This is a genomic window from Streptomyces sp. NPDC048590 (assembly GCF_043199535.1).
Classification (GTDB): Bacteria; Actinomycetota; Actinomycetes; order Streptomycetales; family Streptomycetaceae; genus Streptomyces.
Genome location: NZ_JBICWC010000004.1, coordinates 379,303 through 394,328, shown reverse-complemented (window position 1 = coordinate 394,328; position 15,026 = coordinate 379,303). Strand labels below are relative to the sequence as shown.

The 15,026-nt window shown below is 72.5% G+C and carries 13 protein-coding genes; 4 read left to right on the top strand and 9 right to left on the bottom strand.

The window, feature by feature from the left end; translation table 11 throughout:
- Positions 1-4: 4 nt before the first annotated feature.
- Positions 5-1,330, top strand: a complete 1,326-nt coding sequence (locus ACGFNN_RS14050; protein WP_393555639.1) for an MFS transporter — start codon at positions 5-7, stop codon at positions 1,328-1,330.
- A 100-nt stretch (positions 1,331-1,430) separates the two neighbouring features.
- Here the strand turns inward: ACGFNN_RS14050 and ACGFNN_RS14045 are convergent, their stop codons facing one another.
- From ACGFNN_RS14045 to ACGFNN_RS14025, 5 genes are all read right to left on the bottom strand, one after another.
- On the bottom strand, positions 1,431-2,615 hold the full coding sequence (locus ACGFNN_RS14045; RefSeq protein WP_393555638.1) for a flavin-containing monooxygenase: 1,185 nt from the start codon (positions 2,613-2,615) through the stop codon (positions 1,431-1,433).
- Positions 2,616-2,696: 81 nt separating this feature from the next.
- Positions 2,697-3,299, bottom strand: coding sequence for a hypothetical protein (locus tag ACGFNN_RS14040; RefSeq protein ID WP_393555637.1), 603 nt, complete (start codon positions 3,297-3,299; stop codon positions 2,697-2,699).
- Positions 3,300-3,308: 9 nt separating this feature from the next.
- Positions 3,309-4,220 carry a zinc metalloprotease HtpX gene (htpX, locus tag ACGFNN_RS14035; protein ID WP_393555636.1) on the bottom strand — a complete coding sequence of 304 codons (912 nt, stop codon included), beginning with the start codon at positions 4,218-4,220 and terminating at the stop codon, positions 3,309-3,311.
- 97 nt (positions 4,221-4,317) lie between these two features.
- Complete coding sequence (locus ACGFNN_RS14030; protein ID WP_393555634.1) at positions 4,318-4,983, bottom strand: pyridoxal 5'-phosphate synthase; 666 nt, start codon at positions 4,981-4,983, stop codon at positions 4,318-4,320.
- Between the two features lie 142 nt (positions 4,984-5,125).
- Positions 5,126-5,773 (bottom strand): TetR family transcriptional regulator, encoded by a 648-nt coding sequence (locus tag ACGFNN_RS14025; protein ID WP_362541012.1) that lies wholly within the window; start codon positions 5,771-5,773, stop codon positions 5,126-5,128.
- Between the two features lie 377 nt (positions 5,774-6,150).
- On the opposite strand from ACGFNN_RS14025, the gene ACGFNN_RS14020 reads away from it, so the two are divergent.
- Positions 6,151-6,945 carry a VOC family protein gene (locus tag ACGFNN_RS14020; protein WP_393555632.1) on the top strand — a complete coding sequence of 265 codons (795 nt, stop codon included), beginning with the start codon at positions 6,151-6,153 and terminating at the stop codon, positions 6,943-6,945.
- Positions 6,946-7,140: 195 nt separating this feature from the next.
- Complete coding sequence (locus ACGFNN_RS14015) at positions 7,141-9,498, top strand: PQQ-binding-like beta-propeller repeat protein (protein WP_393555630.1); 2,358 nt, start codon at positions 7,141-7,143, stop codon at positions 9,496-9,498.
- Positions 9,499-9,527: 29 nt separating this feature from the next.
- On the opposite strand, the gene ACGFNN_RS14010 is transcribed toward ACGFNN_RS14015, so the two are convergent.
- Positions 9,528-10,196, bottom strand: a complete 669-nt coding sequence (locus ACGFNN_RS14010; RefSeq protein ID WP_393555628.1) for a hypothetical protein — start codon at positions 10,194-10,196, stop codon at positions 9,528-9,530.
- Between the two features lie 215 nt (positions 10,197-10,411).
- Here ACGFNN_RS14010 and ACGFNN_RS14005 point away from each other — a divergent pair, with 215 nt between their 5' ends.
- Complete coding sequence (locus ACGFNN_RS14005; RefSeq protein WP_393555626.1) at positions 10,412-10,945, top strand: hypothetical protein; 534 nt, start codon at positions 10,412-10,414, stop codon at positions 10,943-10,945.
- Between the two features lie 138 nt (positions 10,946-11,083).
- On the opposite strand, the gene ACGFNN_RS14000 is transcribed toward ACGFNN_RS14005, so the two are convergent.
- From ACGFNN_RS14000 to ACGFNN_RS13990, 3 genes are all read right to left on the bottom strand, one after another.
- Entirely contained in the window at positions 11,084-11,260 is a 177-nt protein-coding gene (locus tag ACGFNN_RS14000; RefSeq protein WP_393555624.1) for a hypothetical protein, read from the bottom strand.
- Between the two features lie 189 nt (positions 11,261-11,449).
- Positions 11,450-11,623, bottom strand: a complete 174-nt coding sequence (locus tag ACGFNN_RS13995) for a hypothetical protein (RefSeq protein ID WP_393555622.1) — start codon at positions 11,621-11,623, stop codon at positions 11,450-11,452.
- A gap of 194 nt (positions 11,624-11,817) precedes the next feature.
- Entirely contained in the window at positions 11,818-14,790 is a 2,973-nt protein-coding gene (locus tag ACGFNN_RS13990; RefSeq protein WP_393555620.1) for a BTAD domain-containing putative transcriptional regulator, read from the bottom strand.
- Positions 14,791-15,026: the final 236 nt, after the last annotated feature.

The following is a 15,026-nucleotide window of genomic DNA, read 5'->3' as shown; positions in this document are numbered from 1 at the left end:
CCGGATGCTGGGCGACGTGACTCAGACAACCGGCACGGTGACGACCGACGTGATCCCTGGCCGCTCTCGCCGTCCCCGCGTGCACCGCGCGTGGATCGTCGCCGCCGTCACCTTCGTGACGATCATCGGCGGCGCCGCCTTCAACTCCCTGCCCGGCCTGCTCATCGACCCCCTCCACACGTGGTTCGGCTGGTCGCGCGGCGAGATCGGTCTCGCCGTCTCCATCGACATGGCGCTCTACGGGCTGACCGCGCCGTTCGCGGCCGCCCTCATGGACCGGTTCGGAATCCGCCGGGTCGTGGTCGTCGCGCTCAGCGCGGTCGCCGCCGGGGCGCTGGCGAGCGTCTGGATGACGGCGTCCTGGCAACTGATGCTCTACTGGGGCCTGCTCGTCGGGCTGGGCAGCGGAGCGATGGCGATGTCCTTCTCCGTCACCGTCACCAACCGCTGGTTCACCGCCCGCCGCGGACTGGTCACCGGGATCCTCACCGCGGCCGGCGCCTCGGGTCAGCTGGTCTTCCTCCCGCTGTGCGCCTGGATCGTGGACCGCCACGGCTGGCGTGCGGCCTCCGTGACGGTCGCTCTCGCCGCGCTCGCCGTCGTCCCGCTGGTCTGGTTCCTGATGCGGGACCACCCGGCCGACGTGGGCCTCGCCCCGTACGGCGGGGAGCACACCGAGAAGCCGGCGCCCGCGAAGGGGGCCGCGGCCCGCACCGTGCGCGTCCTGTTCGACGCGGCCCGCACGGGCCCGTTCTGGCTGCTGGCGGGCTCGTTCGCGATCTGCGGGGCCTCCACCAACGGCCTGATCCGCACCCACTTCGTGCCCTCGGCCCACGACCACGGGATGGCGACCACCGCGGCCGCATCCCTGCTGGCCGTGATCGGCGTCTTCGACATCGTCGGCACGGTCTTCAGCGGCTGGCTCACCGACCGGTACGACGCCCGCAGGCTGCTGGCCGTCTACTACGCGCTGCGCGGGGTGTCGCTGCTGTTCCTGCCGATGCTGATGGCGCCGGCCGTGCATCCGCCGATGATCCTGTTCATCGTCTTCTACGGCCTCGACTGGGTCGCCACGGTACCCCCGACGATGGCCCTGTGCCGGGAGCGGTACGGCGAGGACAGCGCGATCGTCTTCGGCTGGGTCCTCGCCTCGCACCAGGTGGGCGCGGCCCTGGTGGCCTTCCTCGGGGGCGTGGCCCGCGACGTATTCGGTTCGTACGACGTCGTCTGGTACGCCTCGGGCGCCCTGTGCGCCATGGCCGCGCTCATGGTGCTGGCCGTCCGGAGGACCGGGGCGGGGCATCGCGGCGTGCTGGAGAAGGCGGCCTGACAGGGCGTCCGGGAACGGCGAGGGGCCGGGCCCGCTCCCGGAAGCGGGCGTGTGCCGGAGAGCGTCCCCGGACTCCGGGAACGCTCTCCGGGCCGGATGCTCAGCCTCCCGCGACCTTCGCGGCTATCCTCCGCGCGTCCAGCGCGATCTCGCGGAGCATGCCGCTGATCGGGTTGGTGAACCCGGTGAAGTAGAGGCCCGGAGCACCGTCCGGGGTGCGGGCGCCGTGCACCACCGGGCGCCCCCGGGCGTCCAGCACACCGAGGTGGCCGACCAGGCCCTCGAGGGCTCGCTCGTAGCCGGTCGCCGCGATCACCGCGTCCGGGGTGATCCGGCTTCCGTCGGTGAGCACCACGGCGTCCTTGTCGAAGGAGGCGACCGCGGCGACCGGGATCACCCGGCCGCGCTTGACCGCGTCGATCAGCCCTACGTCCTGGACGGGGATCGCGCCCTCCCGGACCCGGGAGTACAGCCCGCTGTCCGGGCGGGGCAGGCCCTGTTCCGCGAGGTCGGGTACGGACACCTTGGACATCAGACGTGCCGCCCGGTCGACGAGCCGGACGGGCAGCCTGCGGACCAGGACGGCGGTCGCCTGCGCGGGCCAGCCGGCCGTGGAGCGGCGCACGATGTGCGGGACCGTGCGGATGGCGATCCGCACCCGGGACGCGCCGCCCTCCGCCAGATCGGCGGCGATCTCCGCCCCGGTGTTGCCGATGCCGACGACGAGCACGTCCTTGCCCGCGTACGGGGCCGGGTTCCGGTACTCCGACGCGTGCGTCAGCTCGCCCGTGAAATCCTCGCGGCCGGGCAGGCCGGGCAGCCGCGGAGTGTGGTTGAAGCCGGTGGCTACCACCACGGCGCGTCCCGTCAGGACCCGTCCGCCGGTGGCGCTCAGCTGCCAGCCCGTGCCGTCCTCGGTCCGGTCGACCCGTGACACCTCGACGCCCGTCACCACCTCCAGCTCGTGGTGCTCGGCGTACTTCTCCAGGTAGCGGACCATGTCGTCCCGCGACACCCAGCGCCCGAACCGGCGGGGCATCGCCAGCCCCGGCAACGCCGACCAGCGGCGGATCGTGTGGAGGTGCAGCCGGTCGTAGTGGCGGCGCCACGAGGACCCCACCTGTCCGGACCGCTCCAGCACGACCGCCCGCACACCCCGCTCCCGCAGGGCCGCGGCCGCGGCGAGTCCGCCGGGGCCGCCGCCGATCACGTAGACCGGGCGGCCGTCGGTGCGGTCGACGGAGGAGCGGAGGGATTCATCGGTGCGGGAGGTGCGTTCGGGCATGCTTCGGAGCGTAATGGGACATGAACATGATGGGTTCCGGTCCGGACGGGAATCGGTTGCGAAATGATCACGAGGGCGCCGTCATGGCTCCGTGCGCAGCCCCGGGGCCGCCCACACCGGGAACCAGCGGGAGAGGTCCTCCTCCACCCGGAGGTCGTCGCCGAGCACCGCCCTTACCTGGAGCTCCAGTTGGCTGTCGCGCCTCTCCTCGCCGCCGGGCACCGGGGCGAACGGGTAGAAGGTGCCCCGCTTGTAGAGGTACACCAGGGCCAGCGGCCGGTCCTCCTGATCACGGAACCCGATCAGCGAGCAGAGCAGATGAGGGCCGAAACCCCCGTCCTTGAGCAGTGTGTTCACCGCGTGCAGGTCGTTGACCAGGGAGGCCGTCCCCTCCGCGCCGGGGGCCTGGCGGGAGAGCATCCAGGTGTACCCGTAGTCGTCCCGGCTGAACTCGACGGGGACACCGCCGCGTCCGGTGTCCGCGTCGAGCAACTCCCGCACGTCCTGACGGACACGGGCGAAGGCGGAGCCCTCCACCCCGGCGAAGCAGACCGATCCCAGGCCGGTGGGCGTGAAGCCGGTTCCGGCCTCCAGGGTGAGCGCCGCGGACGGCACGGCGAAGAGCTGGTCGAGGTCGGGACGGACCGGTCTGCCGCGCCCCAGGATGCTGTCGAGCAGGCCCATGGCGACTCCTCACGGGCGGGACAGGCCGGCCGAGATGCGGGCCAGATGGTCCAGGCGCTGTTCGAGGGTGGGGTGGGAGGACAGGAGCCGTCCGAGGCTCTCCCCGGAGGCGAACGCGGGCACGAAGTAGAAGGCGTTGTACGGCTCGGCCTTGCGCAGGTCCTCCGTGGGGATCCGGGCCATCTGCCCGCTGACCTTGGTGAGGGCGGAGGCGAGCGCCGAGGGGCGGCCGGTGAGCAGCGCCGCGGTGCGGTCGGCGGAGAGCTCGCGATAGCGGGAGAGCAACCGGGTCAGCAGGAAGCTCACGGCGTACACCACCGCGCTGATCAGCGGGATCAGCATGATGATGACGCCGGCCGGGTCGTTGCCCCGGCTGCTGCGGGCGAAGCCGCCCCAGAGGGCGACCCTGGTCACGACGCCCGCGAGGACGCCGAGGAACGACGCGATCGTCATCACGGCCACGTCCCGGTGTGCGACATGGGACATCTCGTGGGCCAGGACGCCTTCGAGTTCCTCGGGCTCCAGTCTGCGCAGCAGCCCGGTCGTGGCGCAGACCAGGGCGGTCCTCTCGCTGCGCCCGGTGGCGAAGGCGTTCGGGACGTCGCTCCTGGCGACGGCCACCCGGGGTTTGGGCATGTCGGCCAGTGCGCATATCCGGTCGATCGCACCGTGCAGTTCCGGCGCTTCCTGCGGGGTCACCTCCCGGGCGCCCATGCCGTACGCGGCGATGCGGTCGCTGAACCAGAACTGGGCGACGAACATTCCGCCGGTGGCGACCAGGATGACCGGCCAGGCGCCGCGCAGGGCGGCCAGCAGCACGCCCACCAGGACGACGTAGAGCAGACCGATGAAGAACATGGTGCTCACCATGCGGGTGGTCAGGCCTCGGTCCGGTGCGTAGCGGGAACGGGTGCGTGCCATGGGTGCCTCCAGCGGCTCACCTGACTTCCATGGTGCTCCTCGCCCGTAGATTCCGGATAAAGACGGACGAAGGGGGGCGAGGGGGAGCGGGGAGGCGTCAGGGCCAGAGGAGATCCCGGACCCAGCCCGCGCCGTCCCGGCGGTAGCGCAGCCGTACGTGGCGCCGCCGGGCGTCTCCCTGGAAGAACTCCACCTCGACGGGGTCGACGGTGTAGCGGGTCCAGGTCTCCGCCTCGGTGTCCGGTTCGGCGCTCGCCCGCTCCCAGGCGGCTTCCGAGGCCCGTACGAGTTCCTCCAGCGACGGCAGCACCTCGCTCTGGGAGCCGGTCAGCGCGGCGGCGAGCGCCCCCGTGGACCTGGCCCGCAGATCGGCGCGGCTCTCCGCCCTGTCCGCCGGTGACACGGTCCCGCGCACCCGGACCTGGCGGCCCTGCGCGGGCCAGTAGAAGCCGAGCGCCGCGTGCGGGCGGGCTGCCAGCTGCCGGCCCTTGACGCTGGTGGCGTGGGTGGCGAAGTGCCAGCCCCGCCCGTCGGCGTCGTGCAGCATCAGGGTGCGCACGTCGGGGAGGCCCTCGGCGTCCGCCGTCGCCAGGGTCATGGTGTGCGGCTCCGGCTGCCCGGCCGCGACCGCCTCGGCGAACCAGGCGTGGAAGAGCGGCAGAGGTGCCGGGGGAGCCGCCGGCGGGTCGAAGTGGGGGAGGGTGACGTCCCACACGCGCTGCGCGTGGAGCAGTTCACGGAATTCCTGCTGTGCATCGCTCATGGGTCCATTCCACCGCGGTCCGCGCCGGTGCGGAAACGCCGACGGCGGACCACCGGGGTGGTCCGCCGTGACGCGACAGGACGGGGGAGCCGCGAGAAGGGGTGCGGAACCCGCGTACGCGGGGAGGCAGCGCTGCCGGCGCCTACCTGACGGGCTTCTTCCCGGTGATGCCGAGGTGGACCAGCAGGGCGAGATTGGGGCGGAGTTCGGCCTGCTTGACGCCCCAGGTGGTGAAGCCCTTCTGGTGGGAGGCGACCCCCGCCAGCATGACGACCAGGGAGCCGGCCACCGCGGCGGGGCTGACGTCCTTGTCGACCCTGCCCTTGGACTGGAGTTCCTTGACGGCGTCCGTCAGGGAGCCGGTGACCGAGTTGAGGACCTTCATGCGGATCTTGTAGAAGCGCTTGTCGCCTTCGGCGGCGCCGAGGTCCACGACGCGGAGGATCGCGTCGTGACGCCGCCAGAAGTCGAGGAATCCGTCGACGAGTTCCTCGGAGGCCTGCCAGCCGGCCTTGCCGACCCAGGTGCGTCCGCCGACCAGTTCGGTCAGTCCTGCACCTTCCTTGGCCATTTCCTCGGCGAGTTCGAGAACGGCGCCCTCGACGTCGGGGAAATACTGGTAGAAAGTCGCGGGTGAAGTCCCCGCCTTCCGGGCCACGTCGATGACTTTGACGTCCCGGTACGGCGAGGAGCTGAGCATCTCACTGAGGCAGTCGAGCAGCTTCTGCCGCGTCGCCTGACCTCGCCGACCAGCCACGCGGCCGTCGACCGTGCGTACTTGTCCTGTCATGACCGTCAGCTTACCGACGGGTGAACCGAGCGCGATTCGGCCGAGTGCAAATGGGGAACGGGCCAGTGCGGGCAGGGTGTACGGCGCAATTCCCGATGAACTCGGGGCCATATTCCGCGCGGACGTGAGGGTTTATGGAATTGCGCTTCACGCCCGGAGGCCGCGCCCCGGTGGGATGGTGCTATCAACAGCCTGTGGATAACTTCGGTGGACAACTCGTGTTCAGCCCAGGTGCGGGATCTTCACGATTCGGGCAAAGGTTCTAATCCCGGCCTCTCGGGGCGCGCGCACGGTGGTGCGACGTTACGTTGAGTGTGACGGGCGTCACCCCTGCCCGTTTCCGTCGCTCCAGGCACCGACACGGAAGGACCCGGACCATGGCCGTATTCGCGCAGTCCGCGCCGTGCTGGGTGGATGTGCAGCTCGCGGACCTGGAGGCCGGCAAGCGCTTCTACGGCGGGCTGTTCGGCTGGACCTTCCACGCGGGTGACGGTATGCCCTTCGCGGACGCGTACAGCGACGGCGAGCTGGTCGCCGCGCTCGCCGCTAAGCGGGACGGCCGTATGCCCACGACCTGGGGTGTCTACTTCTCCACCGAGGACATCCGCGCCACCGTCGCCCTGGTCAGGCAGGCCGGCGGGCAGGTGATCACCGACCCGGTGAGGGCCGGCGCGGCAGGGGTGATCGCCCAGGCCGCGGACCCCGGCGGGGCGGTGTTCGGCATCTGGCAGGCGGGGGAGCGCGCAGGTTTCGAGAAGCGGAACGCGCCGGGTTCCTTCTGCTGGACCGAGGTCCACACCCGTGTCCCGGACCGGGTGGACGCCTTCTACGAAGAGGTCTTCCGCTTCCAGGGGACCGACATCCGGATCCCGGACGCGGCGGGCGAACCGGAGCCGTTCCGGATCTGGTCGCCGGCCGGTACGGCGCCGGGCGAGGACACCGCCGTCGGCGGCCGGGCGGTCATCGCGAAGACCCGGCCGGAGATGCTGCCGAGCCACTTCCTCACCTACTTCGCCGTCGAGGACTGCGATCGCGCCGCCGCGACCGCCGTCCGGCTCGGTGGCCGGATCACGGCGCCGCCCGAGACCACCCCGTACGGTCGGACCGCAGAGCTGCAGGACGACCAGGGCGCCGCCTTCGCCGTGCTCCAGCCGACGGAACTGATGGACTGACGGCTGTCCCGAGGTGTCCTGAAACGGCTGGAGTGCCACAGGACACCCCGATCCGCCCCCGGGTTCGCAACCGGGCCCCGAGCCAGGAAGAATCAGGGTGCGCACCGCCAAGTGGTGCCCACTGGTGAGACGCTGCACAGGGCGGGATTTCGCGGGCTTCTGTTCCTGAGGTCCGTACGGGGAGGTGGCAGGCAAGTGGAGCAGCTGACGCAGCATGACCCGAGGCGGATCGGCCCGTTCGAGGTGCTGGGACGGCTCGGGGCCGGCGGCATGGGGCTGGTCTATCTGGCGAGATCGGCATCGGGCCGGAGAGTGGCGATCAAGACGGTTCGTACGGAACTGGCCGAGGACCAACTGTTCCGGGTCCGTTTCACGCGTGAGGTCGAGGCCGCCCGCGCGGTCAGCGGTTTCTACACCGCGGCCGTGGTCGACGCCGACCCCAGGGCCGCCGTGCCCTGGCTGGCCACCGCCTACGTACCCGCACCCTCGCTCGAGGAGATAGTGAGTGAGTGCGGGCCGCTGCCGACGCAGGCCGTGCGCTGGCTGGCCGCGGGGATCGCCGAGGCACTGCAGTCGATCCACGGGGCGGGACTGGTCCACCGCGACCTGAAGCCGTCCAACGTCCTCGTCGTCGAGGACGGCCCTCGCGTCATCGACTTCGGTATCGCCTCCGGCGTCTCCAACACCCGGCTCACCATGACGAACGTGGCGGTGGGAACACCGGCCTACATGTCTCCGGAGCAGGCGCGCGACTCGCGCAGCGTGACGGGCGCCAGCGACATCTTCTCGCTCGGCTCGACCCTCGTGTTCGCCGCCACGGGGCACGCGCCGTACCACGGGGCGAACCCGGTCGAGACGGTTTTCATGCTGCTGCGGGAGAGCCCCGACACCGAGGGGCTGCCCGACGACCTGCGCCCCCTCATCGAGTCCTGCATGCAGATGGACCCGACGCGGCGCCCGAGCCCGGCCGACCTGCAGTCCCAGCTGGCACCGCATCTCTTCGCGTCCGGCAGTGACGACAGCGGCACCGCCTCGGCCTGGCTGCCGGGCGTCGCGACCGCGATGATCGAGCAGCGCCGCGGCGGTGGCCGCGCCGTCACCGCGGCGCCCGCGCCCGTCGTCGTACCCCCACGTCCGCAGCAGCCCCCGCCGGGCGCCGGGGCGGACACGGCCTGGCAGGGCGGGGCGACCGCCCCCGTCCCAGGGCCGGTGTCCGTGCCCGACGGAGGGCCCGTACGGCTTCCCGGGGCGAAGGTGCCGATCGGGCCGGGGCCGCGCCCCGCGGAGGTGCGGGGGCCCGCTGCCGCGCACGCCGACCCGGCGACCGGCTGGGTACGCGCACCGGGTGGGGCCGTGGCCCCCGGCGCCCCGGTGCCCGCGCCCGCCCCGGCCCCGGACGCGGCGCCCGCCGCCCCCGATCGCTGGCGGCCGTGGCGTTTCCGCATGTCGAACGACGTGTGGGGCACGCCCGTGGTGGTCGGCGACCTGCTCTACGTGACGTCCTTCGAGGTCCACGCCCTGGACGTCGGCAACGGCCGCCGGCAGTTCAAGACCCGCGACGTGGCCTGGTCGATGGCCGTCGACGGCGGCCGCATCCACGCCTCCGACGGCCCGTCGCTGTACGCGCTGGACGCGGCGAGCGGCGCCGAGCGGTGGCGGCTGGCCACCGACGCCTGGGTGTACTCGCTCAAGGCGGACCGGGGCACCGTGCTGACCGCGACGCGGGGCGGCGGCGTACAGGCGTGGGAGGCCTCCAGCGGCGACAAGCTGTGGGAGACCTCCGGCGCGCAGACCGACTTCGAGACGGCCGAGGCCGGCCCAACCCTGCACGACGGCACGGTCTACCTCTGGCAGGACGCCCGGCTGCGGGCCGTGGACGCCCGCACCGGCACGGAGCGCTGGTCCTACCCCGTCGGCGACGCCGCGTCCTGCGGCGGGGTGCCGGTGCGCGTGACGCCCGCACCCGACGGCCATGTCTACGTTGCCGCGGGGACCCGGGTGCTGGCCGTGGACACGATGTCCGGGCGGGTCCGCTGGCACTTCGAGGCCCCGGCCGTGTTCCTCTCCCCGCCCGCCTTCGCACCGGGCCCCGCGGTCACGGGCGGCGGCGTCTACCTCGCCGACTACCTGGGCACCGTGTACGCCCTCGACGCCACGACCGGGAAGGACCGCTGGCGGATCGCGACGGAGGCCAGGCAGTCCATCGAGCCCGTGCTGGTCACCGCGGGCAACGTGCACGTCGGCAGCGGCAGCGCGCTGTACACCCTGGACGCCGTCACGGGCACGCCCAAGTGGCGGTTCGCGGCGGGCGGGGAGGTGGTCGGAGCACCGGTGGTCGCGGACGGCCGGGTCCACTTCGGCTCGGCGGACCACGTGCTCTACACCCTGGACGCGGCCGGCGGTCAGCTCCGCTGGAAGCTGGCCACGGGCGGCGAGATCACGGGTTCACCGGTGGCTCAGGGCGGAGTCGTGTACGCGTGCAGCAAGGACCGCTGCGTGTACGCCCTGGACGCGCTGAAGGGCACCGGGACGGGGAACAGGGCCCGGGCCTGACCCGGGGCGCCCGTACGCGCTCGTACGCCTCACGGGTGCGGCGGCCGGTAGCGGTCGTCGCCCTGCCGGGGAGGCACCTCGCCCTGGACGGGGTACTCGGCGGTGTCCTCGTCACCCGACGTCGCCCGGTGCCGGCCCGGGCCGGTGTACGGGTCCGCCTCCGGCTCCGGAGCCTGCGACGTGTAGGCGGCGGGACCCGGCTCCTGCGTCGGGGGCCAGGTGTCCGGGCGGTCGTCCGGCGGCACGGGAAACGGCTCAGGGGCGTTCCGGCCGGGCCGCGCGGCCCGGCGCCGTCCGGACATCAGCAGCGCGCCCAGCAGGATCAGCACGCCGCCCGCCAGCGCCTGCGCCACACCCCAGCCGAGGCCCGACCCGTCGCCGTCCAGGGTCAGGCCGCTCTCCGCCTGACCGAGCCGGACCATCCACAGCACGGTGAAGCCCAGCACCACGAGCCCGGCGAGTGCGACCGCCGTACGCGAGCGGAGCACGACCCCCACGAGGGTCAGCAGCGCGGCGAAGAGGAACGGCAGCAGGATCGAGGCCATCACGGACGACGAGACGCCGGTGATGCCGTCGAACAGGTCCTGGATGCGGTAGTCGCGCCCGAGGCGGGTGTCGTACCAACGGCGGAACGGGCTCTGCACGGCCGCCGCCGCTCCCACGAGGGCGACGACGGCGCCGAGGACATTGCGGATCATCGACAGCCTCCCGGGCCTGGGCGGACGCGGCTGTGCGCACCGCTCCCCGCGCTCGACGCTACGCCCGGCCGGTCCGCCCTGCCATCGGAGACCATGACCAGACCGTGACAGGGGCATGACGGGGCTGTGGAAAGAACCGTGGATGCTCTGCGTTACGGTGTCGCGCGGCCGCGCGGCGGCCCTGCAAGCCGACTACAGCAAGGGGGGCTGCATCGATGATGCGGCGACAGATGAGGTTCGCGGCCGTGCTGGTCGTGGTGGTGCTCGCGCTCACGGGGTTCTCCACCTCCAGCCACGGAGGCAAGAGTGGGAAGAGCCGCAGCAGCTCGAGCGGTGGCGGAGGGTGCTCGAACTCGAAGAAGAGCAACAACGGCTACCACGACTACGACGACGACGACTACGACAGCTCGTCGGGCTCCTCCGGCGGCTCCACCTACGAGTCCGCCACCCCGTCACCCACCGCCTCCGACGCACCCGTCGTCCGGGTCGTCCGCTGCGCCCAGCCCAAGAAGGGCAAGCGCAAGGCGGTGACCGCCTCTACGGTCGAGATCCGCTCGACGGCCTCCGTCGAGCACACCTACGACGTCGACGTGACCTTCGTGGACGCCAAGGGCCTGACGGTGGACACGGGCGAGGTGTCGGTCGACCTCGGCTACGGCGAGACGCGGATGGTGACGGTGAAGATGGACAGCCCGGGCCTGGTCTCCCGGGTGAAGCGCTGCATGGTCTCGGCGGAGGAGCGCTACTGACCTCGGCGCCGGCGCGGCGCGGTCCTCACCCCGTACGAGGGCGACCCGCACCGGCCGTGGTCCGGGACCCGGCGTCGTGACCGGGAGCGCGCGGGACCCGAGCCGGCCGGCTCGGGCTTTGCGCGCTCCCGGGACGGCTCAGGTGGCGTGGATGTTCTGAGCGGTGACGGGGGTCCCGCCGGTCGCGTGGGTGTTCTGCGTGGTGACGGGGGTCCCGCCGGTCGCGTGGGTGTCGGCCGACGCGGGGACGGCCGAGGCCAGGCTGAGGGCTACCGCGAAGGCGGCGGCCACGAGCGTCTTCTTGGTGTTGGTCACTACGACTCCTGTGCTGGGTGCGTCGCCGGTCATGCGGGGCACGGCATCGGCGGAAGAGGGATCGTGACGACGCGGCGACGTACGGGAAGCGAGCCAGGGGCAGGGTTCCCGGAGCCGGCCGCGGATACGGAGCGGCCGCGACGGCTCCCCCTCCGCGCCGCCGCGGCCGCTCCCTGCGGGTGAATGAACCTAGTTGGCGGGCTTGCCGGTGGCGTGGGCGTCCTGGGTGGTGAGGTCCTCGCCGGTCGCGTGTGCGTCGGCCGGCTTGAGCGGCGAGCCGGTGGCGTGGGCGTCCAGCGTGGTGATCTCCTCGTCGGTCGCGTGCGCGTCCGCCGGCTTGAGGATGTCGCTCTTGTCGGCCATGAAGCTCAACTCCTGGAAATCTGGTGACTGCGGATGGAGGGTCCACCCGGCGGTTCCCCCGTGGATCGCCGGGCGGTCCCTCCCAGGGCCGATCACCCTAACGGTGAGGCCACTTGCCGATCCGTGTGCCCCCCGACGCGACGGATCGATGAGTAGAGAGTGCCGTCAGGCGATAAACGATTGATGAACGGCGGTCAGGAGACCCCGGCGACCGGTGCGGGGGCCAGGAGTTCACGCACGGCTGCTGCCTCGGGTGAGTCCAGGTCGTCGAAGATCGAGAGTGCCTCGTTCCAGCAGACCTGGGCGCGGTCCGTCTGGCCTATGCCCGCGAGGCCGCGGCCCAGCGCGGTGAGTACGTTCGCGCGACGCCATTCGCCGCCGATGCCACGGAGGATCACGAGTGCCTGCTCGGCGTGCGAGGCGGCGTGGGCAGGCCGGCGGATGGCGAGTTGCAGCTCGGCCAGCCTGAACAGGGTCATACCGTGCCAGAGTTGCTGCCGGCTGTCGCGGAATATCGACATGGCCTCGGTGAGCACCTCCTGCGCGGCGGCGGTCCGCCCCGTGCCGGTGAGTGCCAGTCCCAGGGCGTACTTCCCGTTGGCGAGGCGCAGGGCCAGACCCGAGGCGTCCGACTCGTAGATGACGACGCCCTGCTGGGCGAGGTCCACGGCGCTCGCCGTCCTTCCCGTGGCCAGGTGGACGCGTGAGAGGTTGCAGAGGGCCGAGGCCTCGCCGGGCTTGTTGCCGTCCGCGCGGAACGCGGTCAGCGCCTCGCTCAGGTGGTCCTCGGCGTCGCCGTGCCGGTTCTCGTACAGGGCGATGATCCCGCGCTGGTTCGGGACCTGCCCGAGTGAGACGGGGTCGTCGGCGATCTGTCCGAGCTCCAGCGCGCGCCGGGCCTCGGTCTCGGCCTCCGCGAACCGTCCGGAGACGCTGAGGGCATGCGTCAGCATCGTGCGGGCCCGGCCTTCGGCCTGCGCGTCGCCGGACGTCCTCGCCGCCTCGCTCACCGCCTTGGCCGCGGTCGCGAACTGGTGCGAGTTCGCACCGGATTCGCCCAGGTCCACCACGGCCATGAGGAGGTCGGCGGCGCGCCGCGCCCGGCCCGATCCGGCCGACTGGGCCGCACAGGCCAGCAGCCCGCTGGACTCGGAGAAGAGCCAGTCCAGCGCCGTCTCCCGGACCTGGAAGGTGAGCCCGGGGTACTCGGTGCGCGCGAAGTGGTCGAGTACCCGCTCGCCCGGCCGCTCCAGCGCGTACACCCCCGCCGCCGTGGCCAGATAGAAGTCCAGGAGCCGGGAGAGCGCCAGTTCCCTTTCCACCGGCGGCTGCTCGTCGCGCTCCGCGCAGGCGCGCGCGTAGAGCCGCACCAGGTCGTGGTAGCGGTAGCGGCCCGGGGCCGCCGACTCCAGGAGGCTGGTGTCGACCAGGGTCTCCAGAAGGTCCTCCGCCGTGTGGGGGTCCACGTTCAGCAGGGCCGCCGCCGCGCCGAGGGAGATGTCCGGACCGTCCGCGAGGCCCAGCAGGCGGAAGGCGCGGGCCTGGGCGGGTTCCAGCTGGCCGTAGCCGAGTTCGAAGGTGGCCTTCACTGCCAGGTCGCCGGCCTGGAGCTCGTCGAGACGGCGGCGCTCGTCGGCGAGCTTCGCCGCCAGCACGGAGACCGTCCAGGTACGGCGCGAGGCCAGCCTGGAGGCCGCGATCCGGATGGCCAGCGGCAGGAACCCGCACGCCGCCACCACGTCGAGAGCCGCCTCGCGCTCGGCACGGACGCGCTCGCCGCCGACGATACGGGTGAACAACTGGAGGGCTTCCTCAGGGGACATCACATCCAGGTCCACCAAGTGCGCGCCTGCCAGGTCGACCATCCGGACCCGGCTTGTCACCAGCGCCGCGCAGCCCGCGGTGCCGGGGAGCAGAGGCCGGATCTGAGCCGCGTCGTGGGCGTTGTCGAGCAGGACCAGGACGCGGCGGCCGTCGAGGGTGGAGCGGTAGAGCGCGGCCCGCTCGTCCAGGGAATCCGGGATCGCGGAGTCGGCGGTGCCCAGGGCACGCAGGAACGCCCCGAGGACCGTCTCGGGCTCCGCCGCCCGGTTGCCCGCGCCCTGGAGGTCGACGTAGAGCTGACCGTCCGGGAAGTGCGGGCGGGCCAGGTGGGCGACGTGCACGGCGAGGGTGGTCTTGCCGACGCCGCCGATGCCGGCCAGCGCGGAGACAGCCATGACGGACCCCTCGGCGGTGGCGAGCCGGTCGCTGAGCTCCCGTACGAAGGCGGACCGGCCCGTGAAGTCCTCGACCGTGGCGGGGAGCTGGGCCGGCCTCACCGGGGCTGGCGCGGGAGCGGGCTCACCGGCCGGCCGCGCGAGCTCCTCGTCGGCCCGCAGGATCCGCTGCTGGAGCTGGGCGAGTTCGGGGCGTGGATCGACGCCGAGCTCCTCCGCGAGGAGCCGGCGGGTATCGGCGTAGACCGCGAGAGCCTCGGCCTGCCGGCCGCTGCGGTAGAGGGCGACCATCAGGAGTTCGCGCAGCCGCTCGCGCAGCGGGTGCGCTGCGGTGAGAGCGGTCAGTTCGGAGACGGCCTCCGCGTGGGCCCCGGCCTCCAGGTCGAGGTCGAGCCGGGTCTCGAGGAGTTGGAGTCGCCATTCCTCCAGGCTGGTGCGCTGGTTCTCCGCGTACGGGCCGGGGAGGGAGGCGAGCGGCTCACCGTCGAACAGTCCGAGCAGTTTGTTGATCAACGCCCGGGCCCGCGCACGGTCGCCGCTTCCACGGGCCTTCTCCGCCTCGACGGAAAGATCCTGAGCGAGCGTCAGGTCGAGGGCGGTACGTCCGATGCGGACGGCGTACCCTCCGGACTCGCTGACCAGGGTGTCCTGGCCGAGGGTCTTGCGGAGCCGGGACGCGTACGTCCGCACGGTGGCCAGGGCCTGGGCCGGCGGGTCGTCACCCCAGAGGGCGTCGATGAGCTCGGCCGCGGTCGCGGTGCGGCCGTCGCGCAGGAGCAACGCGGCCAGCAGGGCGCGCTGCTGGGGGGAGCCGGCCGGCAGGGCCTCGCCGCCCCGCCAGGCGCGCACGGGGCCGAGCACGGTGAAGCGGAGAAGGCCGTCGGCGGCGCGTTGCTGCGGAGCGCGCTGCTCCGGAACGCGCGCACCCGTTCCCTTGTCGCGGCCCATGCTGCCCCCTGTCCTGCTCGCCCCGCCGGTCCCGCCGAACCGGCCGTGCAGAGCACCGCCGGTGTCGCGTTCAACAGTCTGCACTGTTCCGGGCGGCCCCGTCAGCATCGGGTGACGCTCTGCACAGGGCCTGAACAAGAATGGGATTACCGGACGGTCGCGAGGTCTCCGGAGGTGAGGACTCCGGAAACCGGCTCTCCGGAAGCGATGCTTTGCGGGGGCGCCGGAAGGAGCCT

Bases quoted from the DNA above. Each gene is read 5' to 3' on its own strand.
- ACGFNN_RS14050 (WP_393555639.1), top strand. From the start codon at position 5: ATGCTGGGCGACGTGACTCAGACAACCGGCACGGTGACGACCGACGTG.
- ACGFNN_RS14045 (WP_393555638.1), bottom strand. From the start codon at position 2,615: ATGCCCGAACGCACCTCCCGCACCGATGAATCCCTCCGCTCCTCCGTC.
- ACGFNN_RS14040 (WP_393555637.1), bottom strand. From the start codon at position 3,299: ATGGGCCTGCTCGACAGCATCCTGGGGCGCGGCAGACCGGTCCGTCCC.
- htpX (WP_393555636.1), bottom strand. From the start codon at position 4,220: ATGGCACGCACCCGTTCCCGCTACGCACCGGACCGAGGCCTGACCACC.
- ACGFNN_RS14030 (WP_393555634.1), bottom strand. From the start codon at position 4,983: ATGAGCGATGCACAGCAGGAATTCCGTGAACTGCTCCACGCGCAGCGC.
- ACGFNN_RS14025 (WP_362541012.1), bottom strand. From the start codon at position 5,773: ATGACAGGACAAGTACGCACGGTCGACGGCCGCGTGGCTGGTCGGCGA.
- ACGFNN_RS14020 (WP_393555632.1), top strand. From the start codon at position 6,151: ATGGCCGTATTCGCGCAGTCCGCGCCGTGCTGGGTGGATGTGCAGCTC.
- ACGFNN_RS14010 (WP_393555628.1), bottom strand. From the start codon at position 10,196: ATGATCCGCAATGTCCTCGGCGCCGTCGTCGCCCTCGTGGGAGCGGCG.
- ACGFNN_RS14005 (WP_393555626.1), top strand. From the start codon at position 10,412: ATGATGCGGCGACAGATGAGGTTCGCGGCCGTGCTGGTCGTGGTGGTG.
- ACGFNN_RS13995 (WP_393555622.1), bottom strand. From the start codon at position 11,623: ATGGCCGACAAGAGCGACATCCTCAAGCCGGCGGACGCGCACGCGACC.
- ACGFNN_RS13990 (WP_393555620.1), bottom strand. From the start codon at position 14,790: ATGGGCCGCGACAAGGGAACGGGTGCGCGCGTTCCGGAGCAGCGCGCT.